This window comes from Paenibacillus dendritiformis (assembly GCF_945605565.1).
Lineage (GTDB): Bacteria > Bacillota > Bacilli > Paenibacillales > Paenibacillaceae > Paenibacillus_B > Paenibacillus_B dendritiformis_A.
In genome coordinates this window covers 921680-943341 of record NZ_OX216966.1, presented here as the reverse complement: position 1 = coordinate 943341, position 21662 = coordinate 921680, and the positions used below count along the sequence as shown (strand labels likewise).

At 53.2% G+C, this 21662-nt stretch carries 20 protein-coding genes; 5 read left to right on the top strand and 15 right to left on the bottom strand.

The genetic code is table 11. The features are described 5' to 3' along the window. Positions 1–33: 33 nt before the first annotated feature. From bglX to NNL35_RS04165, 7 genes are all read right to left on the bottom strand, one after another. On the bottom strand, positions 34–2157 hold the full coding sequence (bglX, locus tag NNL35_RS04195) for a beta-glucosidase BglX (protein ID WP_006678693.1): 2124 nt from the start codon (positions 2155–2157) through the stop codon (positions 34–36). Between the two features lie 18 nt (positions 2158–2175). Continuing rightward, positions 2176–3000: a carbohydrate ABC transporter permease gene (locus NNL35_RS04190; protein ID WP_006678694.1), complete on the bottom strand. Its 825-nt coding sequence runs from the start codon at positions 2998–3000 to the stop codon at positions 2176–2178. A 4-nt stretch (positions 3001–3004) separates the two neighbouring features. Next, on the bottom strand, positions 3005–3949 hold the full coding sequence (locus tag NNL35_RS04185; RefSeq protein WP_006678695.1) for a carbohydrate ABC transporter permease: 945 nt from the start codon (positions 3947–3949) through the stop codon (positions 3005–3007). Between the two features lie 135 nt (positions 3950–4084). Then, a complete protein-coding gene (locus NNL35_RS04180; RefSeq protein WP_254552948.1) occupies positions 4085–5338 on the bottom strand; it encodes an ABC transporter substrate-binding protein in 1254 nt (417 codons plus the stop codon). Positions 5339–5524: 186 nt separating this feature from the next. Next, entirely contained in the window at positions 5525–7072 is a 1548-nt protein-coding gene (locus NNL35_RS04175; RefSeq protein WP_254552946.1) for a response regulator, read from the bottom strand. Between the two features lie 5 nt (positions 7073–7077). Further along, positions 7078–8985 (bottom strand): sensor histidine kinase, encoded by a 1908-nt coding sequence (locus NNL35_RS04170; RefSeq protein WP_254552944.1) that lies wholly within the window; start codon positions 8983–8985, stop codon positions 7078–7080. A 24-nt stretch (positions 8986–9009) separates the two neighbouring features. After that, positions 9010–9702: a helix-turn-helix domain-containing protein gene (locus NNL35_RS04165; RefSeq protein ID WP_050979477.1), complete on the bottom strand. Its 693-nt coding sequence runs from the start codon at positions 9700–9702 to the stop codon at positions 9010–9012. Positions 9703–9868: 166 nt separating this feature from the next. On the opposite strand from NNL35_RS04165, the gene NNL35_RS04160 reads away from it, so the two are divergent. From NNL35_RS04160 to NNL35_RS04150, 3 genes are all read left to right on the top strand, one after another. Continuing rightward, the gene (locus NNL35_RS04160; protein WP_006678700.1) at positions 9869–12157 is read left to right on the top strand and encodes a glycoside hydrolase family 65 protein; all 2289 of its coding nucleotides are present in this window, start codon (positions 9869–9871) and stop codon (positions 12155–12157) included. A 43-nt stretch (positions 12158–12200) separates the two neighbouring features. Continuing rightward, complete coding sequence (gene pgmB / locus NNL35_RS04155; protein ID WP_006678701.1) at positions 12201–12872, top strand: beta-phosphoglucomutase; 672 nt, start codon at positions 12201–12203, stop codon at positions 12870–12872. A 652-nt stretch (positions 12873–13524) separates the two neighbouring features. Continuing rightward, positions 13525–13692, top strand: a complete 168-nt coding sequence (locus NNL35_RS04150; RefSeq protein ID WP_254552942.1) for a hypothetical protein — start codon at positions 13525–13527, stop codon at positions 13690–13692. Between the two features lie 384 nt (positions 13693–14076). Here the strand turns inward: NNL35_RS04150 and NNL35_RS04145 are convergent, their stop codons facing one another. Both NNL35_RS04145 and NNL35_RS04140 read right to left on the bottom strand, forming a co-directional pair. Further along, a complete protein-coding gene (locus tag NNL35_RS04145; RefSeq protein ID WP_254552940.1) occupies positions 14077–14253 on the bottom strand; it encodes a hypothetical protein in 177 nt (58 codons plus the stop codon). Positions 14254–14290: 37 nt separating this feature from the next. After that, positions 14291–15310: an IS110 family RNA-guided transposase gene (locus NNL35_RS04140; protein WP_254552939.1), complete on the bottom strand. Its 1020-nt coding sequence runs from the start codon at positions 15308–15310 to the stop codon at positions 14291–14293. A gap of 540 nt (positions 15311–15850) precedes the next feature. On the opposite strand from NNL35_RS04140, the gene NNL35_RS04135 reads away from it, so the two are divergent. Beyond that, positions 15851–16186 carry a DUF6054 family protein gene (locus NNL35_RS04135; RefSeq protein ID WP_202947084.1) on the top strand — a complete coding sequence of 112 codons (336 nt, stop codon included), beginning with the start codon at positions 15851–15853 and terminating at the stop codon, positions 16184–16186. 66 nt (positions 16187–16252) lie between these two features. On the opposite strand, the gene NNL35_RS04130 is transcribed toward NNL35_RS04135, so the two are convergent. From NNL35_RS04130 to NNL35_RS04105, 6 genes are all read right to left on the bottom strand, one after another. Next, the gene (locus NNL35_RS04130; protein WP_006678601.1) at positions 16253–16966 is read right to left on the bottom strand and encodes a YebC/PmpR family DNA-binding transcriptional regulator; all 714 of its coding nucleotides are present in this window, start codon (positions 16964–16966) and stop codon (positions 16253–16255) included. Between the two features lie 227 nt (positions 16967–17193). Continuing rightward, positions 17194–17640 (bottom strand): spore coat protein, encoded by a 447-nt coding sequence (locus tag NNL35_RS04125; protein ID WP_050979474.1) that lies wholly within the window; start codon positions 17638–17640, stop codon positions 17194–17196. A gap of 129 nt (positions 17641–17769) precedes the next feature. Beyond that, the gene (locus NNL35_RS04120) at positions 17770–19050 is read right to left on the bottom strand and encodes a hypothetical protein (RefSeq protein ID WP_006678599.1); all 1281 of its coding nucleotides are present in this window, start codon (positions 19048–19050) and stop codon (positions 17770–17772) included. 46 nt (positions 19051–19096) lie between these two features. After that, on the bottom strand, positions 19097–19741 hold the full coding sequence (gene rnhA / locus NNL35_RS04115) for a ribonuclease H (RefSeq protein ID WP_006678598.1): 645 nt from the start codon (positions 19739–19741) through the stop codon (positions 19097–19099). 2 nt (positions 19742–19743) lie between these two features. Further along, the gene (locus NNL35_RS04110; RefSeq protein WP_006678597.1) at positions 19744–19980 is read right to left on the bottom strand and encodes a DUF6953 family protein; all 237 of its coding nucleotides are present in this window, start codon (positions 19978–19980) and stop codon (positions 19744–19746) included. 12 nt (positions 19981–19992) lie between these two features. After that, positions 19993–20700, bottom strand: coding sequence for a DNA alkylation repair protein (locus NNL35_RS04105; RefSeq protein WP_006678596.1), 708 nt, complete (start codon positions 20698–20700; stop codon positions 19993–19995). 719 nt (positions 20701–21419) lie between these two features. Here NNL35_RS04105 and NNL35_RS04100 point away from each other — a divergent pair. Further along, on the top strand, positions 21420–21653 hold the full coding sequence (locus NNL35_RS04100; RefSeq protein WP_254552938.1) for a hypothetical protein: 234 nt from the start codon (positions 21420–21422) through the stop codon (positions 21651–21653). The last annotated feature ends 9 nt before the right edge of the window (positions 21654–21662 follow it).

Below are 21662 nucleotides of genomic sequence, written 5' to 3'. Positions count from 1 at the left end.
GCTCCATCTATCTCCTTGGTGCGTGCCAAACATCTACGTTACCGTCAATTCAGCCTGCAGCCCTTCCTCGGAATGAGGCCCGATCCAGATATGGAACTTGCCCGCCTCCACCTTGAACCGGAATTGTTCATCCAGCAGTCCCAGCTCTGCCGGCGTCAAGTCGAAGCTGACGGTCCGGCTTTCCCCCGGCTGGAGAAATACTTTGCGGAAGCCCTTCAGTTCCTTGACGGGACGCGTCGTGCTTCCGACCAGATCGCGGATATACAGCTGCACCGTCTCTTCCCCGGCGCGCGTTCCCGCATTCGTCACCCGCACCGAGACCGAGACCGACTCATCCCGGTGAATCGTGCTTCGTTCCAATTGCAGATCCTCATATTGGAACATCGTATAACTGAGGCCGTATCCGAACGGATACAACGGCGAATCGTCACAATCGATATAATCCTCATACAAATGCGGGCGGCCCGTATTTTTACGGTTATAATAAATCGGAATTTGTCCGGTAGAACGCGGGATCGTGACCGGCAAGCGCCCGCTGGGGTTATGGCGCCCCGTCAGCACATCGACCAACGCATAGCCGGTCATCGTTCCCAAGTGCCAAGCCTCCACGACCGCATCTGCATGATGATGCACCCATTCGGTCGCCAACGGCCGCCCGTTCATCAGGACGACGATGACTGGCGTATTGGTCTTCTCCTTCAGCTCCCGGATCAGACGCTCCTGGCAAGCCGGAAGCGTGATTGAGGCGACATTATAATGCTCGCCTGTCATCGCTTCGCTCTCGCCCACCGTAACGACGGCGACATCACATTGCTTGGCCAGCTCGACGGCGCGATCGATGCCGCCCGGTATCGCCTCGTTGATGCCGCTCCCCGGCTCATAGGACACCTCGGCATGAGGCCCGATCTCGGATTGGAACGCATCCCATACCGTCACGACATCCTCGTCCCGGCCCTTCCAGGCCCAGCAGCCCATCGAGTTGTGACGATCATCCGCCAGCGGGCCAATCAAGGCGATCTTCCGGTGCCGGCCATAATCGAGCGGCAGGATGCCGCGGTCGTTCTGCAGCAGCACGATCGATTTGCGCGCGCTGTCTCTGGCCTGCTCCGCATGTTCCGCCGGAATGCCAACCGCTGGCGGCTCCCCGGCATCGACATACGGCCGCTCGAACAAACCGAGCCGGAATTTCACCATCAGAATGCGCAGCACCGCTTCATCCAGCAGCTTCATCAGCTCGGGGCTCTCCTGGACGAGCGATTCGAGATGCTCCAGGTAGACGCCGGAATGCATGTCCATATCGACCCCGGCAAGCAGCCCTCTGCGGGCGGAATCGCGGCGATCCTCCGCATAGCCGTGATAGATCAATTCTTCAATCGATTCCCAGTCGCTGACCACCATGCCGGTGAAGCCCCATTCCTCCCGCAAAATATCCCGCAGCAAGTAGGAGCTGCCGGTGGCAGGCACCCCGTTCAGCTCGCTGAAGGCGCTCATGACGGTCAAGGCGCCGGCCTGAATGCCGCCGAAGTAAGGCGGCAGCACGGTCTCCCGCAGCGTCCGCTCCGACATGTCGGTCGTATCGTAATCGCGTCCGCCTTCCACCCAGCCGTATCCGGCGAAATGCTTGACGCAGGCGGCGACCGTCGGATACCCTTCCGCGTTCGGGCTCTGGAAGCCTCTCACCTTCGCGGCTGCGGCCAGGGATGACAAGTAGACGTCCTCTCCCGTGCTCTCCGCGATTCTCCCCCAGCGGGGCTCGCGCGTAATGTCCGCCATCGGGGCGAACGTCCAGCGGATCCCTTCCGCCGCCGCCTCGATCGCCGCGATGCGGGCATTCTTCTCCATCGCGTCCGGATCCCAGCTCGCCGCTTCGGCGAGCGGAATCGGGAAGATGGTGCGGAAGCCGTGAATGACATCGTCGCCGATCAACAGCGGAATGCCGAGCCGGCTCTGCTCTACCGCGATTCGCTGCAGCTCATTCACTTTCTCGGCGCCGTGCACGTTCAGCAGCGAACCGATCTTTCCCTCCGCGATCAGTTCCCGCTCCCGCTCCTCGCAGCGGCCGTATTGAACAGTCTGGCCGATCTTCTCGGCCAGCGTCATTTTGCCAAGCAGCTCCTCCGCCCGGCTCCTCCATTGCTCCAACCCGCTCTTTTCCATTCCGCTCTCCTCCATCTGTCAGCCTTTGACGCCGGCATTGGAAATGCCTTCAATATATTGGCGCTGGAACACGAAAAAGAAGATGATAATCGGCAGCGTAGAGAGAACAACCCCGGCCATAATGAGCGGCGTATTCTCGAAGAACATATCCTTCACGCTGTTCAGACCGACGACGAGCACGTATCTCTCCGGCGTATTGGCCAGGGTGCTCGGAATCAGGTAGCTGTTCCATGTTCCGGCAAAAGCAAGAATCGACATCGTAATCAGCGAAGAACGAGCCAGCGGGTATACAATCCGCCAGAAGGCGCCCATCTTCGTCAAGCCGTCAATCCGGGCCGCCTCGATGAATTCGTTCGGCACCGAGATGAAGAATTGGCGCAGCATAAAGATATACAAGCCTTGGTACAAGAAGGGCACCGTCAATGCCCAGAATGTGTTCAGCCAGCCGAGTTGGGCCACATTGACGTATACCGGAATCAAAATCATATGGTAAGGAACCATCATCGTCGCGACGACAATCCAGTAGATAACGCTTTTGCCCCGGAAATCGAGCTTGGCCAGCGCAAATCCCGCCATCGGGTTAATGATCAGATTCCCTATCACGACAATCCCCGTCATAATGAGCGTGTTGAGGAACCATCCTGGCACATCATACGCTTCATTGGTGAAGAACATTTTATAGTTGTCGAGCGTCCACAATTCAGGCGACACCAGCTTGTTGACGTATCGCATCGGAACGAGCGACGTATAGATCGTGTAGAGAAAAGGAAGGGCAAACAAGAGCCCAATCAGGATCGCGCCGAGGTACAGGAATAGCCTCCCGGTTCTGCTTCGAGTCTTCATGCGCTCACCCCTTCTCGTCCAATAATTTTTTTTGCAGGAACGTGATGAACATAATGATGAAGAAGAACAGCACGACGGCCGCGCTTCCGTAACCGATGTTCATATAGCGAATCCCGTGCTGGTAGAAATACGTCACGACCGTGCTCGTGGCGCCGGCCGGCGAACCGAGCGCACCGTATCTGGAGATGGCCGCGATCTGGTCGTAAATCTGGAAGCCGGTAATCGTAGAGACCGAGACGATGAAGAACGTAATCGGCCGCAGCGACGGCACCGTAATATAACGGAACTTATGCCACTTCGAAGCGCCGTCAATCTCGCCCGCCTCATACAGATCCTTCGGAATCTCCTGCAGCCCGGACAAATACACAATCATCGTGAAGCCCGCCTGCTGGAAAATAAACAGGATGCAGACGAACAGCAAGGCGTAGTTCGTATCCGCGAACCAGGTGACATTGCCGAAGCCCAGCATGCCGAAGAAGTCCGTCAGGAACGTCCCCTTCTTGAAGAGCATCATGAATACCGTCGTAATCGCGATCTGAGACGTAATATAGGGGAGGAAAAAGACGGTTCGGAACATCCCCTTCCCCTTCAGGTTCTGATTCACGACCAGCGCCAGCAGCAGGCCAAGCAGCGTCTGAATCGGAACGGACAAGACCACGATTTGCAGGGAATGAAGCACTGCCCGGAAAAATTCCTTGTCTTGAAGAATCGCAATATAGTTTTCCAGTCCGATGAACTTGGCTTGATCAAGATTTGCAAAGTTCGCATCCTGAAAGCTTCTCACGAAGGACTGGATAAACGGATATAAAAACCACCATGCCCATAAAATTAGAAAAGGTAGTGAAAACATCCAGCCCAGTGTCATATCGGAATCCGCCAGGGAACGGAACCAGGATTGCCTAATCTTCGCCCCCCTTGCTTCCGCGTTGTTGCTGCCATGTTTGGACATTGTTTTCCTCCCGGTACTGAAAGTGTAAGCGGCCTCTGTGAACAACCTCTGTCAATGAAATTCAGCAGGTAAAAAGGTACTGCTCCCCCTCCCGGGGAGGGAGAAAGGAGCAGCAATCAAGACGGCCGACTCACCTTATTGGAATTGCTTCTGAATATCGTCCAGAATTTGCTGTGCCGTTTTGCCGGAACCGCCAAGAATTCGTTCTTCCAACTGCTTGACCAGTTCATCGGTGAACCGCTTCGTGTCTGTCGGATATCCATAGTCCGTGCTGTATTCCAGCGCCGGCTGTACTGGCTTGAATTCCGGATTCTTCTCGAAGTACTGCTTCGACAGCTCCGGAACGGCCGGGTTGTAACCAAGCTCCATGAACTCGGTTTGGGTCTTGTCATTCGTCATGTAGTAAGCGGCTTTGAGCGCAGCTTCCTTATTTTTGGCATCCTTCAGCACCACATAAGCGTCGGAACTCATCGTGCTGCCATTTGTCGTGCCCTTCGGAACCGGAATCGCGGCATATTTCAGATCCGGATTCGCATCCTTCAAGAAGCCTTTGTACCAGTAACCGCCGGTGCTCATCGCGCCCAGCTCATTGCTGAATACTTCGCCGTCCCAGCCGAAGCCAAGCGCCTTCGGCGTTACGGCCAGTCCGTCATTGTACATGTCGATAATCGTTTCCAGCGCTTTGACGTTCTCTGGGGAGTTAATCGTTTTGCCATTTCCCCAGCCGCCGCCGAAGCTTTTCACATAGTTGGTGATATGGAATGCATCCAGATTGATGATCATACCGTGCACTTTATCGGTATTCAGCTTCTTCGCCGCCGCTTTTACCTCATCCCAGGTTGTCGGGTAATCGCCCAGGCCCGCATTTTTCCACATCGTCTCATTAATCAGGAACATCGCCGGCATGTCGCTGTTCGGCACGCCATATTGCTTGCCGTCCACGTTCCAGATCTTCATCGAAGCTTCCGGGAAGCGGGCCATGTCGACCTGCGTCGAACTGATCAGCTCATCCAACGGAGTGAACAATCCTTTATTGATATACTCAAAAGCGCCTTCATTGGAAATTTTGATAAAATCCGGAGCCACTCCTGCGGCAATCTCGCCAGGAAGCGTGTTCCAGAACTGCTCGCTGCTTGGGTATTGCTTAATCTTCAGCTCGATATCCGGATATTGCTCCGAAATCGTCGCGGCTGCATCCTGGTAGACCTTCAAGTCCTGCGCGGTGCCCCAGAACCCCATGTTAACGGTTACTTTTTCGCCCGCAGCCTGGTTGCCTGTTCCTTGATCCGCGGTGTTGTCCGCTTTGCCGCCTCCGCAGGCCGTCAAGCCGACAAGCAGGGCCAGACAGAGAATCAGCGTGGCCGAGATTTTTTTCTTCATCTTGCGCATGTACGGTACCCCCCATGTAGTATGTTGGACTTTCCCTTGCTACTTCAGCATAAGATGAAATGGGTACAAAAAAAATTAATCAAATAATGATTAATTTCAAAATATCGGCCAACTGGGCCCTTTTCTTTTTTTTATACTGTACCGAAAAAATCATTTTTATAAATTTTTGTGCTTTTTTTTCTATAATCACACTTTTTCCTTGCGATATTGCATCGGGGACAGGCCCGTATATTTTTGAAAAACAATGGAGAAATGGGCTTGATTATTGAAGCCGACCATTTCCGCAATATCATAAATTTTATAACGGTAGTCCTTGAGCAGGGCTTTGGCTTTCTCGATCCGAAGCTCATTGATATAGTCGAACAGCCCTCTTCCTACTTCCTGCTTGAACAATCTGCTGACATAATTCGGGCTGACATGGAACAGTTCGCCCAGCATCTTCAAGGATAACCGCTCTTGATAGTGCTCATGCGTATAGTGAATGATATTCCGCGTCAGTTGACTGTAGCCTCTATCTTCCCGCTCCCTGTCCTGCACGCGCTTCATGAAGATCGCCCGGTAGTACGCGGACAGTTGTTCGAAGTTCTCCAAATCAGCGGCACTGCCGTCGCCATCCGGGGAATCGATCTCATTGCCGTCTCCCCCCATCATGAACAGCAGGCCTTCATAGATTTTGCGCACTTCCTTCTCGTCCAGGCATTCCTCTTGACGGAGATGCCCCTCCCAGCGCGTCAGCAAGCTCATGAAGGTCTGATCCGCCTCTTCTCTTAGAGCCGCCTTCATCTCCGAGACATACGCGTCGGCCCGCTCCACGGCATCCTCGCTCGGCCGCTTCAGATGCTGATAATAGAAGATCGAAGCATTCGGGTGATAGAAGCTTCGCGAGAGCGCCTCCTCCGCCTGCGCGTAGCCGTTCGGTATCCCGCTGAAATCGGCGAACCAGTCGCTTATGCCGAACACCAGATCGATATTGACGAACCGCTTGAGGGCGGATCCGATCATTTGAACCTTCTCATTGACCCGGGTCAATGAGGCCAGCAAGCTTTTCAGCTCGCTGTTGCTGATGAAGACGGCGCTGAGCCGCTGATCCAGCTGCAAATATTCGATCTCCTTCTCCTTGGATAGCAGCTCGGAGACGATGTTCCGGATCGTATTGGGGAGCACCGATTCCGTGTCTGCGGTGTACCTCCGGATGACCTTGTCATAGTCCTTGACGGCGAACAGCACCACGTACAGATTCCCTTCGCGCAGCCCCGTCGCCGACATACTGTGCGGATGGCCATGCAGCGCGTCTATCAAGGCCTGATCGGCCTGGCGGGTGGAACTCCCGGCTTCGGGCACAGCTGCTTCCGTACCGTTCGCGGCGTTCTGCTCCCTGATGGCCGTCAGCATGGAGACGAGCTCGCGCTCGTTAATGTCCGGCTTGTGGAAATAATCGACCGCCCCCAGCTTCAGCGCCTGCTTCACATACGAAATATCATCGAAGCTGCTCAAAATAATGACCTTGGCCGGGATATGTCTCTCCTTCATCGCTTTCAGCACTTCAAGGCCGTCCATCTTCGGCATTTTGATGTCCAGAAGCACCACATCCGGCGCATGGGCCCTCATCATCTCGAGCGCTTCTTCGCCATCGCCCGCTTCCCCGACAATGTCCACGCCCTGCTTATCCCAATCGATCGCCGATTTAATCCCGATTCGGACAAGCGGCTCGTCATCTACAATTAGCAATCGCATCGATATCACCCTGCCGTTTCTTCGTTGATAACCGGAACCCGGATCGTCGCGACGGTCCCGCCCTGCTCCCGGTCTGTAATCCATAAGCCGTACTCCGTTCCGAAATGAAGCTCGATGCGGCTTCGCACGTTCGCAATGCCAATAGAAGTGAACGGATCGCGCGGGCTATCTTCTTCCGTCCGCGATTCTTGTCCTTCTTCCGGTAAGCCGCGCCCGTTGTCCGTTACCTGCATGACCAGCTCATTTCGTTCCTTATCTTCTTGTATCGAAATAATCAGGCTGCCTTTGTAGTCGATTCCGGTAAATCCGTGGAATACCGCGTTCTCCACCAATGGCTGGAGCAAGAATTTCAAGGTTTTACAGGAGAGGACGCCAGGATCGATCTCATAGGTCACATCGAATTTGTTCATATAACGGTAATCGAGAATGTTCGTATAATTCCGGATGAATTCCACTTCATCGGCAATCGTGACATAGTTGCCGCTCGTCTTTACGGTGAATTTGATGACGGACGAGAACGCATGAAGCGCTTCTTCGATTCCCGTGGCCCCCTGGATCTTGGCCATCCACTTAATCACGTTCAGTGTATTATAAATAAAATGCGGGCGGATCTGAGATTGAAGGGCGATCATTTCCAAATCCCGCTTCTCTTCTTCCTCGCGGTAAATCCGCGCAATCAAGCCCCTTATCTCCTTCAGCATATTATCGACCGTATTGCTGATAATGCCGATCTCGCCATACTGCTTGTCGAATTGCACATTGAGCTGGCCCTGGGAGACCAGCTTCATCTTGCTGTTCAAGTCCGAAAGCGGCTTCATGATCATGGTCGCAATCTGTGCCGAGATCAGGATGGACAGCACCAGCAGCAGGATCAGGCTGACCGCCATAATCGCGACCATCAGATAGACGATCGAGAACAGCTCATGCTTCGGAATGACGGTAACCGCCTTCCAGTTCGACAGCTTGGAGGAGGAGGATATCAGGTACGTATCCTTCTTCTCTTGAGTCAGCGTTTCGCCAGGCAGCTCCTGGAACGGTTCCCCGAGAATCTTGGAAGCCGGCTGGCCGATCCCGTTCGGATCCTTACTGTATATAATGCGGTTGTCCTCGTCGATCAAATAAAAATTCGTATTCTCCGTCATGGAGGAATCTCTCCATAGCGTCTTCATCCCGTTCGGATCCTTACTGTATATAATGCGGTTGTCCTCGTCGATCAAATAAAAATTCGTATTCTCCGTCATGGAGGAATCTCTCCATAGCGTCTTCAGCTTGTCGACGGATATATTCAGCAGGATGAATCCCAGGTCTTTTTTTGTATATGGATCACGAATGGCTCTCCCGACAGACACGACGGGCTGGCCATGCGGCGACAGCAGCCGTTCCTGGTGAATCCCGATAGGAACATATCCTCCGTGCTCCTCTCTAATCCTCTGCACGAACGGCTCGTGGATGAATTCCTTGTCCAGGTAAGACATGTTCAAGTATTGACTGTTGCTGCGGCCAATAATGATATGGTCATTGCCATGGTAAATGATAGCCGAATCGATCAGATCGGAGTACAGCATCATGCCATTGAGGATCAGACCGTTCACCGTGTCGAAGTCCCGTCCGCGTTCCAGCATCGGATAAGGCATCATGCTGTATTCCTTGCGCATAATCTGGTATATGGTCGATTCCTGCAGCGGAAACATGGACAAGCGCAGCAGAGGCTGCATTGACGTGTCGATATTGTTCATAATCTGCCGGTTGTTCTCGACCGCGGCATCCAGCATCGTATTTCGGTTATTGTCCACATATACCCAGGATACAATGCCGCCGATCAGCAACAGCGGGACGATAATAAAACAGGAAAATGCCGCGATTAATTTCTTCTCGAGGCTCCAATGCAATATTTTCTGCTTCAGTTTGTTCATAGCTGATTCCTACTTTTTTCAGGTTTACTTGCCGGAATTGTCCCTGCGGAACTCCCTCGGCGTCATGCCCGTAAATTTTTTGAAGATCTGTGTATAATAACTTTGGCTGCAGAACTTGAACAGGAAAGCGATTTCGGAAATGGACTGATTCGTATAAATGAGCAGATGCTTCGATTCCTCCACCTTCTTCGCGTGAATGAACGAAGTAATGGACATGCCGGTCTCGCGCTTGAAGCGATCCGACAAATAACTCGGATGCACGCCTATATGGTCCGCGATCCCTTTCAAGGCAAGATCCTGGAAAATATGCTCCCGAATATAATGCACCGATAGATTGACAATATGCGAATAGGGCAGCACTTCCTTCTCCCGCCGGATCGTGGCGATGAACTGCATCAGCATTTCGTATTCGAACAGGTTGAGCCGCTCGACGTCGCTCATCCGCTCGATCTCCAAAATCAGCGTATCGCTAAGCTGAAAGGCGGTCTCCGCATCCACGCCGCCCTTAATAATCGCCCGGGTGAACAGCGTGCAGGAAGCAATCAGCGCATTCTTCCTGGAGCGCAGCGGATAGGTAGCCAGCACCGCGCCTTCCAGCTTGTTGATGCGGTTCAGCATATCGAGCGCCTTGTTCTCGTCGCCGAACCGGATCGCCTCCAGCAATTCTTGTTCATAATCGAACGGAGGATGAACATAATTATCCCGCAAGTATTGCATGCGGGACGACAAGAAACTCGGCCGATCTCCGGCATGATACGACTTGTTCACGCATCTCTCTCCATTCACCTAAAAATATTGATAATAATCTGAATATTTTAGTATAATCTTATTCTTTTACGAACTAAAATTCAAATCATAATCACACAAGGGAGGCTGCGCAACCATGACCTGGACAATTTCCAACCGTGATTTGACATCGGACGCACTGCTCAATATGGAAAGTATCTTTGCTCTTGGCAACGGTTACTTGGGCGTGCGGGGCAACTTCGAAGAAGGCTACGGGGAAGCCATGCCGACGATTCGCGGCACCTATTTGAACGCTTTTCACGATGTTATCGATATTCCTTACGGGGAGAAGCTCTTCGCCTTCCCGGATACGCAGCAAAAGCTGGTCAATCTCATCGACGCTCAGACTATCCAGATTTATGTCGGCGAGGAGGAAGAGCCGTTCCGCCTCGATCAAGGCCGAGTGACGGCCTTCGAACGCCGCCTTCATCTGGACAAGGGGTATGCCGAACGCACGGTGCGCTGGACCTCGCCATCGGGCAAGGAGTTGAAGCTGACGTTCCGCCGATTGGTATCGTTCATCCGCAGGGAACTGTTCGCCATCAACATCTTGATTGAACCGGTCAACTTCACGGGCGGCATCAAGATTGTCTCGACGGTCAACGGCAATGTGACCAACTACACCAACCCGAATGATCCCCGCGTCGGCGCAGGCCATGCCAAGCGTCTGACCGTAGCGGACTTCGGAACCGAGGGCTCGTACGGCTATGTCGTGGACGAGACGATGACGTCCTCGCTGCAGGCGGCCTGCGTGGCCTGCCACCGCTTCGATGGCGAGGCGAAGGAAGCTTGGGAAGCCGCATCCGGCCAGGTTGTCTATACGGCAACGGCCGATGTATCCGGTCCGGTAAGCTTCACCAAATACAGCATCTATACCGACACGCTGCGCCATGGGGACGGTCTGGTGAAGCAAGGCATCGCGCTTCAAGATCAGCTTGCGGCGCTGTCGTTCGACGAACTGCTTGCGGAGCAAGCGCATTATATGGAGAATTTCTGGAAGTCGGCAGACATCGTCATCGAGAAGGATGACAAGCTGCAGGAAGGCATCCGCTTCAATCTGTTCCAGCTGCTTCAATCGGCGGGACGGGACCGGCACAGCAATATCTCGGCCAAAGGCTTGAGCGGAGAAGGCTACGAAGGCCATTATTTCTGGGATACGGAAATTTATATGTTCCCGATCTTCCTCATGAACCAGCCGGAGATTGCGAAGCAGCTGCTGCTGTACCGCTATTCGATTCTGGATCAGGCGAGAGCGAGAGCCCGGGAGATGGGGCATCGCCGGGGCGCGCTGTTCCCGTGGCGCACGATCGCAGGGACGGAATGCTCGTCCTTCTTCCCGGCAGGCACCGCGCAGTACCATATTAGCGCCGATATCGCTTACAGCTATATCCAATATTATCTGGCCGAGCTGGATAACGAGTTCCTGTTGTCCTATGGAGCCGAGGTGCTCATCGAGACGGCCCGCCTATGGGCGGAGATCGGGCATTACCATCAAGGGGCCTTCCATATCGACGAGGTCACCGGTCCGGACGAGTACACCTGTCTGGTCAACAACAACTACTATACGAACGTCATGGCCAAGCATAACCTGAAATGGGCGGCCAAGAGCTGTGCTATCCTGCAATCCTACGATACGGCGGGGCTGCAGGCGCTGTGCGATCGTCTCGGCGTCACTTCCGAGGAAATCGAGGCATGGGAGAAGGCCGCGGAGGCAATGCTGCTTCCGTATGATGAAGAGCTGGGCATCAACCCGCAGGATGATACGTTCCTGCGCAAGGCGGTCTGGGACTTCGAGAATACGCCGAAGGACAAGTACCCGCTCCTGCTTCATTATCATCCGCTGACCATATACCGCTATCAGGTCTGTAAGCAGGCGGACACGGTGCTGGCGCATTTCCTGCTTGAGGATGAGCAGGATCTCGACACCATCCGCCGGTCTTACGATTATTATGAACGGATCACAACGCATGACTCTTCCTTGTCCTCCTGCATCTTCAGCATTATGGCCGCCAAGATCGGCGACGTGGACAAGGCATACGACTACTTCATCGAGACGGCGCGCCTCGATCTGGACAATACGCACGGCAATACGAAGGACGGCTTGCATCTCGCCAACATGGGCGGCACATGGATGTCGATCGTCTACGGCTTCGCCGGAATGCGCCTGAAGGAGAGCGGGCTGTCGCTCGCGCCGGTTCTGCCGGCAGCATGGGAGCAATACGCCTTCCGCCTTACGTTCCGCGGACGCCTGATCGCGGTGCGCGTCGCCGGCAATGGCGTCACGCTTGAGCTGTTGGAAGGCGACAAGCTGGACATCGCCTTGTACGGCAAGCCGGTAAGCCTGGACAACACCGGGGCGGTTCACCGTCCGCTTGGCGCCAAGTAAGACATCGAAGAAGAAACCGGAACCTATGGGAGGAGCGATAACGATGAATCAGACAAGTTCGCTGCAGGCTGTCCTGTTCGATCTGGATGGCGTCATTACGGATACAGCAGAGTATCATTATTTGGCCTGGAATGCGATTGCCGAAGAGCTGGGAATCCCGTTCAGCCGCGAATTCAACGAGAATCTCAAAGGTGTCTCACGCATGGATTCCTTGAAGCTCCTGCTCAGCCAAGCGCCAACACCGCCGTCCTATACGGAAGAGGAGCTGGATCAGCTGGCGGATCGGAAAAACAAGCTGTACCAAGAGCTGATCGACAAGGTGACGCCCGCCGACCTGCTGCCCGGCATCGCGGATTTCATTGCCGATATTAAGCGGCACGGCGTGAAGATGGGGCTCGCCTCCGCCAGCAAAAACGCGCTGGCGGTCATCAGCCGCCTCGGCATCGCGGATCAGTTCGACGTCATCGTGGATGCCGCGAAATTGAAGAACAACAAGCCCGATCCGGAAATCTTCCTGACCGGCGCAGCGGCGCTGAACGCCGATCCGAAGTACTGCATCGGGGTCGAGGATGCGGTCGCGGGCGTGGACGCCATCAAGGCCGCGGGCATGTTCGCGGTGGCCATCGGAAGCCCGGCCGCGTTCCCGCACGCCGACCTGGTGCTGGAGAGCACGTCGCAGCTTCGGTTCGAAGACTTGGCGAAGCGGTTCACCTAAGCCGCGTTATCTCACGCGAACAGGCAGAGACATCCGTCTCTGCCTGTTTTGTATAACTCGCTTGAATGGAACGAGGCTGTCCCATTAGTTGTGGTAGGGAAAGCTGTAGGAAAAAAAGCAGAAAAAGTGCCGGGGGAAGCGGCGGAAGATGAATGACGCCGTGAATCAGACGCATAATGTAATGAAGTCAGATGGATAATCCAGTGAAATCCTGCGTCACTGCAGCAATTTACGCTCTTTGATCCGATATTTTATTCAATTCCTGCAAAAGTACATTATTCTCGCCGATTCTGCTTCCTACCTCTTTCAAATTGCCGAAATTGATGCGGTTTTCAGGCTGTTGGAAAACCCCTGTTTTTTACGAAGGGGTGGAGATGTCCATTTACATAATCAAAACTTGGCACTCAAAGCGTTTTAAGTCGATTTTTTCTACTGAGAGACGAGATCCACCATATAAAAAATGGAAGTAGAGAAAATTCCCACAGAATTCTCAACGGCCTGATTTTACGGGATCCAAGAGACAGCTCGGATCCTGGGGGCATCATCGCCTCCAGGAGGTATCATCGCCTCGTTGCCTTCAGGAGGCATCGTTGCCTCTCGAGGCTTGAACGTGTGGAGGGAATTGCTGCTATTTTACAGGAATTTCGGCTCAATGAGTCCGCATCCCGAGGAATTGCTGCAAATCTACATCATTTATGGCCCTTTTGCTTCAAGCCGAAGCAAAACGGGTGAAATTCCTGCAGTTTTGCAGGATTCCCTTTCTGGTAAAGTCGTCCACATCGAATTGCTGTATTTTCACAGGATTTCGCTTACCGAATAGGCGTGTCTAGGGAAATGGTCCAGCTTTCAGGCCGTTGGAAAACCCCTGTTTTTATTAAGGGGTGGAGATTGTCCATTTCCTACTCAAAACTTGGCACCCATAGCGTTTTACCTCGATTTTTTCTACTGAGAGACGAGATCCACCACATAAAAAATGAAGTGCCAAAAAATCCCTTGGACTTTCTCAACAGTCTGGGTTTTGCAGAAATTCCTGTCACGAAGTCAATGTCATAAGGGAAAGCTGTATTTTATACGAAAATAAAAACGTTGAAGTAAGCACGACAGTCCTTTCAAAATGTATGAATAGAACTTTTTCGGGCCATTATTACTCTAAGAAAGCAAAAAAAGACTCACCCCCCGAAAATGATCACATCATTTTCAAAATTTAGCTTGTTTCGTTTTCAGTTAGTTGAAGTGCAAAGCCCAGCTCTTGGAGTTTCTTTACGTAAAAATTAGCTGTTCTTTGTTTAGACATGCGTGCCTGCATGTCTATTTCTTTGTATGGCGTTCCTTCTTTCATCATGGCATATATGATTTTAATTATGAGATGTCCGGTTGCCACACTTGCTGTTTTCTCGCCTCGTCGTTTCCGTATCCGTCTAAAGTGCTCCCCGATTCGATTCCTTGACCTGTAATTTGCCCATGCCGCTTGCGTTATGCTGCGTTTCAGATACTTGTTCCCTTGCAGGCATTTCCGGCTTTTCTTGCGCCCCCGCGCTCTCATTATTACCTGGAGATACCCCTGCCCATGAGGTGAATTGCTCGACCGTGGGAAAACGCGTGGCGATATCCGGCCCCATTTCTGCAAATATAGCGGAAGCACAAGACTTGTCAATTCCGGGAATGCTGTCTAAACACTCAATCTCTTTTCGATAAGGCTCAAGCTGTTCGTCGATTAATGATTCAATTTCTTGCAGTTGTGCTTCCTCAAACAGCAGGTGCTTCCAGTGTGCACGCATCATAACACGATGATGTCGCCGTAGCTGACCATTCAGAGCTTCAACTAACTGAGGCACTTTTGTTTTTAGCTTGGTTTTGACGAGTTCGCGTACGTCATCTTCTACGAGTACTTCTCCGTCCATGAGCTTTTCCAGGAGCAGACGCCCGGAACCGCCGAACAAATCGCTCATAAAACTCGTAAGCTTGATGTTTCCGTCTTGAAGAATTTTATGGATACGATTCTTCTCAGAAGCAATGGTCGCCACGATTCTCAGACGATACCTCGTTAGATCTCGTAAATCCCGCAAATGCTGCGGCAACACCACGCTTGGTTGAATGAGACCACAACGATGAAGTTGTGCAATCCACTCCGCATCTTTCTTGTCTGTCTTACGCCCTGGTGTATTCTTGATTTGTTTAGCGTTAGCCAACACTAAATGGCAGCTAGACTCCAAAATATTCCATACCGGTTTCCACAGCACACCTGTGCTCTCCATGGCTACTTCTTTACACTGATGTGCGTTAAGCCAATCTTGAAGTCGGAGTAGTTCGGTAGTCGTTGTTCCAAAGCTTTCGATGACTTTCTTGGGCTTGGATTCTAAATCCCCGTAAAGGATACAGGCAACTACCGTTTTTTGATGGACATCTAATCCGCAACAGCATTCGCGTACGGCATCCATGCTTGCACCTGCTTTCATGTGTACTAACAAATCATGCGATCTGAATAAAGAAATTTTATACACGCACTTGGGTGTGCATTGGGCGGTTCTCGCGATCGCAATTGAACGGTTTTTGCAACAGGGTCGTACCCCAATAATACAGTCGTCCTTGGATTTGTTAGTCTCATGATTACCATCTACAGTAACTTTAAAAGTTTACATCTACCTATTTTCATTCTGGGGGGTGACGTCGTAGACGTCATGGGAGTTTTTGCAGTTTTCGGCCATTTGAGCTTTGAGAATCAGGGGGCTGTCGCACTGTAACTAAATAAAACTTCTGGGACAGCCCCGTTTGGTGTCTGCATTATCCGGCCATTTGACGGCTCGCGATGGGTCACAGCCAGCCGGCCGAACCAGGAACGCTTTCCTCACGGCCTGGCCTCGTCTACTCCATGGAGCTCCGGAAGCCCCGCCTTCCGCCGCTGCTCGATAATATACTGAACATACCACTCGGAGTTTTCGGTGTTCCTTCTTATCGACCGGATCGGGAAGGCTCTGGAATTGGTCAAGGACAATCAAAATGCCAATCTGGTTCATGAGGAATATCATGATCTGCAAAAGGGGACATTCATCGGTACGCAAGGGTACGAAAACTATTATTTCCGCTCCAAAAACAGGGTGGCATTAGTAGTCATTATCGATAACCTCTACGGGCGAACCCACGTCCGTGCGATCTCGACAGGAAGCTCCGAAGGATTGTTTTTCAATATCGATTGGGGTGCGGCATCGAACTTCACTTCTTCCGTTGAGCGCTCAAATAAAAATGCACCACCTAGAATTCATTGGATACCTAAGGGGGTTCCAATGTCTATTCTAAGGGGTGCACTTCAGACATGACCCATCCATGGCGGGCTTGTCCTCTAAGAGATGCAATTCATTCAGCGCGCCTTCAGCGGCAAGCTTCTATTGATCGACGTTGTGGTAGACCTGCTGCACATCGTCCAAATCTTCCAGCGCATCAATCATTTTGTCAAATTGCCCCTGCACGTCTTCCGGAAGGGACACATAGGTTTGAGGCAGCATCGTCAGCTCCGCCACAGTAAACTCTTCAGTGCCCGCTTCGCGCAGCGCATTCTGGACCGCATGGAACTGATCGGGCTCTGCATAGATGATGACCGTCTCGTCCTCTTCGAGGATGTCGCGGACATCCAGATCCGCATTCATCAGAATCTCCAGCACTTCCTCGGCGGTCTTGCCTTCCAAGCCAATGACGGCCGTCTGATCGAACATATAATTGACCGATCCGCTAACACCCAGGCTGCCGCCGTTTTTGTTGAATGCGGCACGCACCTCGGACGCTGTCCGGTTCACGTTGTTGGTCAAGGCATCCACAATCACCATGGTCCCATTCGGACCGAAGCCTTCGTAGCGAAGCTCATCATAATTTTCATCCGAGCCGCCTTTGGCCTTCTCAACCGCACGATCAATGATTGCTTTCGGCACATTGTATGTTTTGGCGCGCTCTATTACAAACTTCAAGGCTTGATTGGATTCGGGATTCGGCTCCCCCTGCTTCGCAGCCACATAAATCTCTCTGCCGAATCGGGCATATATACGACTCGTGTTAGTATCCTTGGATGCTTTCTTTTCCTTAATGTTATTCCATTTACGCCCCATCTGTACTCGCTCACTTTCCACATTGAATGTCCACAATCATATTTATAATAATATCTCTTCACCGAATCTTGAGCAACAATGGTCACAAAACACAGTAAAGATTTGCGATGAACGGGCCTGGCCAATTCCAGGTCAAACAACGGTACCGTTCCGAAGCAAGTCCCGCTAAATAGTGAAAGGCCCTTTCCCCGGCAAGAGGATTAAGAGCCTTAATGCGTCTATCCTGTTCACATTGACAATGCCTTGTTGGCGTTCTTCATATCGTTCTCCAGCAGCTTCGGCAGGTCGTATGAAGGATAATATCCGCGATCCAGCATATAATGGAACACCTTCGCATGCAGGTCGATCGCGGCATTGAGCTGCTTCTTCAGCGTCTGACGCAGCGACGGAGTCGACGTCTCGGTAATGCCGATGGCGTAGCTCCGGACCGTCGTCTTGCAGAAGGCGAGCAGATGCCCGGCGTAGAACCCGGTCATATCCGCGCCGTCCCCCACATGACGAACAAATGCCGGGGCCATCGGGTAATATCCAAGCAGCTCCTTCAAGTTGTTCTCCATTGCATAGATCGCTTCCTCATATAATCCGCGCAGCTTCGCATCCTTGACGTCATCCAGCATCATTTTGAACGCCATCAGATGGTTTGCCTGGAACGCCGTCAACTCGTGCATTTCCATTGTCTCATGCCATGCCAGATGCTTCTTCCGTTCACTCTCAGCCAATCCTAATCCCCCCACCTTCGATTATGGGGTAGCATATGCCTATATTAGGCGGGTGGTGCCTGCCCACTCCGGGGGCGCCGCAGCTTATGTCTGCTGATAAGTCGTGGCGGCGATGCGGCAATCCGGGCAGATGAAGGCGTAATAGATTCCTTCCCCGTATTCCTCTACGTCTTCCCAGTCCAGCTGCCCAACGAACTTCATCGTGGCCGAGCAGCTTGGACAGGCGGGGTAGTCGGCGTCCTGGATCCAGGTCGGATGTCCCCCGAGCTGGGAGGAGGCCGCCTCCAGCGTCCAACTCGCCGCATGGAAGGCGCTTCGCTTCGAAGCGGACAGGCCGAGCGAATGAGTGGTCTCCGCGAAGGGGCTCTCTTCATCCGGCTCCACCCAATAGTCGGGCTCCCGGTTCCATGGACTCCACTGAACCTGCCCTTCAGCATCGACATCAGTATAAATATAGCCGTAACAGGTGCAGCTGATGCAGGTGGCGATACGCAGTCTGTTCCACGGGAGGCCAAAACCTTGCAACAGCGGGTGGGTCATATCCAGATCGAACAATACGGTCAACTCGCTCCCGCACCACCGGCACTGCTGCTCGGCTTTTTGCAGGATCGCCGCCGCTTCGCCTTCCTCCCCGGGCGGCATCCCCGATACTACCGGGTAGCACTCCGAATTGTACAAATTCCGCCGCTGACCGTCCGCCGTCAGCTCCCAGCCCGCTTCCCGTGCATACGCTTCGGGCGCGATATACAGCTCCTTCGCCCATTCCGGCGGGTGAGCCTTCCATTCCCGGAACAGCTCAACAACCTTGTCGTCGCCAATCCAGGCCAAAGCGAGAAGAATGGCGTTGCGGTTCTCCGCATCGAGATTCACTTGACGGATCAACTCGTCCCGAATCTCGGCGGAGGCATGCATATAGAGGATGCTCGGATGGTACTCCTGCCGGCGCATAAGCAAGGGGAGACAGTCCGCAATGGACGCCTCCGTCCAGCAGACGAGCGCTGTCAAAATCTCTTGCGCCGTATCCAGTTCATCCTCCTCGATCAACGCAGCGGCATACGCCTTCAGCCGCTCGATATCCCCGCTCGACAGCGAGGCGTACATCTCCTCGCGGCTCTTCTCATAAGGAAGAACCCGCTCCAATGGATTGTAGGGCCGCGGCGTATGCATCAGCCGCAATATTTCCACCGGATCCGTAATCCCTGCATAGACGTCAATATCCTTGCGGTTCTCCCGGATATACGCCTCGCGCTCAAGCCGGAGAAGCTCTTGGTGGCACGGCATGCAGATGCCGCCCGTCTTCTCCGCCGTCGCCGGCAGAATCGTCGCCGAGCATCCTTCCGTCCGGCAAGGAATGCGTTCGCTCATTCGCTTACTCCTCCCCCGTATTACTCTGCCGCCATGGCGGCTCTCCCTATTTCCGGCCGTAATCGGCCTTAATCTCGCCCCATGCCTTCGTGTCCCATTTCAGCACCTTGTTGTTATAGGTGTTCGTCTGGAGCCAGCCAAGCGCCCGATCCACGAGATTCCAGATCTCCTTCGTAGACTCGTTGCGCTCCAGGGTGGTGGCCACCTTCTTCTCCCGCACCCATTTCATGGCGGTTCGAGAGTCGCTGTACACCGTCTGGTTGCTGCCCTTCCGCTTCAAATACGCCAGCGAGTGGACGATAGCCAGGAACTCTCCCAGATTATTCGTACCGTTCGGGATCGGACCGACGGCAAACAACACCTCGCCCGTCCGCGTTGACACGCCCCGGTACTCCACCGGCCCCGGATTGCCCCTCGTGCCGACATCGACGGAGATGCTGTCGTAATCCACCTCGGCCGGCGGGGCACTGGAAGCCGCGCCTCCCCGGGCTGGCGAGCCTGTCCCGTCCTTCTTCTTGCCCCAATGCTTCTGCCAGCCGTCCCGATAGGCCTGCTCCGCCGCGGCCTTGGAAGGAAAAGATTTGTACTTGGCATCTTTATAGTTATCCGTCTGCGCCTTGCATTCCGCCCAGCTTGCATAGATGCCTGGACGATGACCGGCCCATACGACGTAATATTTTGCCTGTGCCACGATTATGTCCACCCCCAGCAGAAGCCGTCCCGATCCCAGGCAATCCGGCCGCGGTGCAGCTTCCGGAATGCCTTCTTCACTTCCTTGTCCAGCGACGCATTGCCTCTCTCATTGACGAACACGAACGCTTCGCCGAAATGAGCGCGCACATACGCAATCACATCGCTCTGATGGACGACTCCCTTCGCCTGAATCTCGGATACCATCCATTCCGCCACTTGCTGTGCGGTCGCTTCCATCCTGTCCACTCCTTAACAAATACAAGTCTTCTTCCGGGTCCCCAGCTTGCCGGCGGCGACCGTCTTCTCGATATAAGGCACGGCATCCGGCACCTTGCATGCGGTCTGCCCCATATGAACCTGGACCTTCCCGATCGCCTCGGCCACCTGGACTGCCTCCTCGTGCAGAGGCCGGACATAAGATCCGATGACGATCACGAACATGTTCATCGTATAGCGCACCCGATTCTTCTCGCTATGAATCGTTGCCGCAATCTGCTGCAGAAGCCGGCGGATCTCTTCCAGATCCAAGTCTTCATCCTGCGTAATCGAGATATAGTTCGCGTACGTGCTCCAGCCGCAAGCAGCGATCATCTCGTCGCTGGACTGCATCCATTCCCGGGCCAGTTCAAGGGCATACGGGCTCTCCGCCGCCACGCCTGCTACCGTATACTCCGCAAGTAAATACCAATTGGCCCGCTTCGCCCAAGCCTGCAGCGTCTCCCTGTCCATCGTCTTCGGGTTCACCGTCAGCCCGGCCAAATACATCGCATCGCTGTTGCCCGTCTCGTACAACGCTCGGGCGAGCGCTTGATCCTTCTTCACATCTTTGACCAGCTTCTTCAGGTCCCCCACCTTGACGCCGAATAGCGGCTCCTGGGCCCCATGCCGGAGGAACGTTTTTTTCGTCTGCTCCGACCCCATCGCTTCCAGCTTCTTCATGATGTCTTCTACGGTCATGCGCTTCACCTCTCTGAGCGGAATGATTATGGGTGTATTATATCATGCCGTCAAAAAATAAATCTTTACAAAAGTGGAGTTTGATGCTAGTGTTATTGATGTGCATGTTTTCCAATAATTCCCCATAATGGACTCTTATTCCGCGTTCCATTACGACGGAATGCAGTCTTGCCGCAGCATAATAAGCAATTTCTTATGGACGCTAGTTTAAACATTACATAGGGGAAGCGTCTTAGCTTCCATACGCTCCGATTCTGACATACTCCGTGTGCGGCATAAACCGATACTGATGCTCCCTTGCCTAACTTCAGCAGCGATTCCATCTCATCATCGCTTAGGTTCGATCCATGCTTCGGTATGATTTGATTAGCTGGCCAGCTTTCAAATATATCACTTTATTCATGGAGGTCTCATTGGTGATGCGTACTAAGAAGATAGTAAACAAATCCTTATTGGCACTATTGTCCGTACCTGTTCTTAGCTTGTCCTTATTTTCCGGGGTATCCTTCGCTGATTCCCAGTCCAAACCGTTAACGATTCCGGGAGGTCAAGGCAAATTAACGTCGAATGTATGGAGAAGTACGTCGCCGACATCCTCCGGGAACACGTATCAATGGGATTGGCAAGTATCGGCGGTCTATAGCGGCTCCAAAACAGTGCAAAGAGTAAGAGCCTCTTGGAAGAGCACCGCGTCACTAAGAAGTTCCGCCTCCATCAGCATGGGCGTATCCGCTGACGGAGCCAGCGCCGGCGGCAGCTCGTCATGGCAGTCGATATCTACGAAGGAAAAATATTGGGAGAACTCCAACGGCTCCAAATCCTCGGATTGGCGCTCGAACATCGTCATCGGACCGAAGAAAGACTACCGGAGCGGAACGATTGTAACGACCAACAAGGCACAGGTGAAGCTCTCAAGCGATCCGAAAACATACGAGATCAGCGCCGGCGTATAATTGAAGAAC

Bases quoted from the DNA above. Each gene is read 5' to 3' on its own strand.
- bglX (WP_006678693.1), bottom strand. From the start codon at position 2,157: ATGGAAAAGAGCGGGTTGGAGCAATGGAGGAGCCGGGCGGAGGAGCTG.
- NNL35_RS04190 (WP_006678694.1), bottom strand. From the start codon at position 3,000: ATGAAGACTCGAAGCAGAACCGGGAGGCTATTCCTGTACCTCGGCGCG.
- NNL35_RS04185 (WP_006678695.1), bottom strand. From the start codon at position 3,949: ATGTCCAAACATGGCAGCAACAACGCGGAAGCAAGGGGGGCGAAGATT.
- NNL35_RS04180 (WP_254552948.1), bottom strand. From the start codon at position 5,338: ATGCGCAAGATGAAGAAAAAAATCTCGGCCACGCTGATTCTCTGTCTG.
- NNL35_RS04175 (WP_254552946.1), bottom strand. From the start codon at position 7,072: ATGCGATTGCTAATTGTAGATGACGAGCCGCTTGTCCGAATCGGGATT.
- NNL35_RS04170 (WP_254552944.1), bottom strand. From the start codon at position 8,985: ATGAACAAACTGAAGCAGAAAATATTGCATTGGAGCCTCGAGAAGAAA.
- NNL35_RS04165 (WP_050979477.1), bottom strand. From the start codon at position 9,702: ATGCAATACTTGCGGGATAATTATGTTCATCCTCCGTTCGATTATGAA.
- NNL35_RS04160 (WP_006678700.1), top strand. From the start codon at position 9,869: ATGACCTGGACAATTTCCAACCGTGATTTGACATCGGACGCACTGCTC.
- pgmB (WP_006678701.1), top strand. From the start codon at position 12,201: ATGAATCAGACAAGTTCGCTGCAGGCTGTCCTGTTCGATCTGGATGGC.
- NNL35_RS04150 (WP_254552942.1), top strand. From the start codon at position 13,525: ATGAGTCCGCATCCCGAGGAATTGCTGCAAATCTACATCATTTATGGC.
- NNL35_RS04140 (WP_254552939.1), bottom strand. From the start codon at position 15,310: ATGGATGCCGTACGCGAATGCTGTTGCGGATTAGATGTCCATCAAAAA.
- NNL35_RS04130 (WP_006678601.1), bottom strand. From the start codon at position 16,966: ATGGGGCGTAAATGGAATAACATTAAGGAAAAGAAAGCATCCAAGGAT.
- NNL35_RS04125 (WP_050979474.1), bottom strand. From the start codon at position 17,640: ATGGAAATGCACGAGTTGACGGCGTTCCAGGCAAACCATCTGATGGCG.
- NNL35_RS04120 (WP_006678599.1), bottom strand. From the start codon at position 19,050: ATGAGCGAACGCATTCCTTGCCGGACGGAAGGATGCTCGGCGACGATT.
- NNL35_RS04110 (WP_006678597.1), bottom strand. From the start codon at position 19,980: ATGGAAGCGACCGCACAGCAAGTGGCGGAATGGATGGTATCCGAGATT.
- NNL35_RS04105 (WP_006678596.1), bottom strand. From the start codon at position 20,700: ATGACCGTAGAAGACATCATGAAGAAGCTGGAAGCGATGGGGTCGGAG.
- NNL35_RS04100 (WP_254552938.1), top strand. From the start codon at position 21,420: ATGGGCGTATCCGCTGACGGAGCCAGCGCCGGCGGCAGCTCGTCATGG.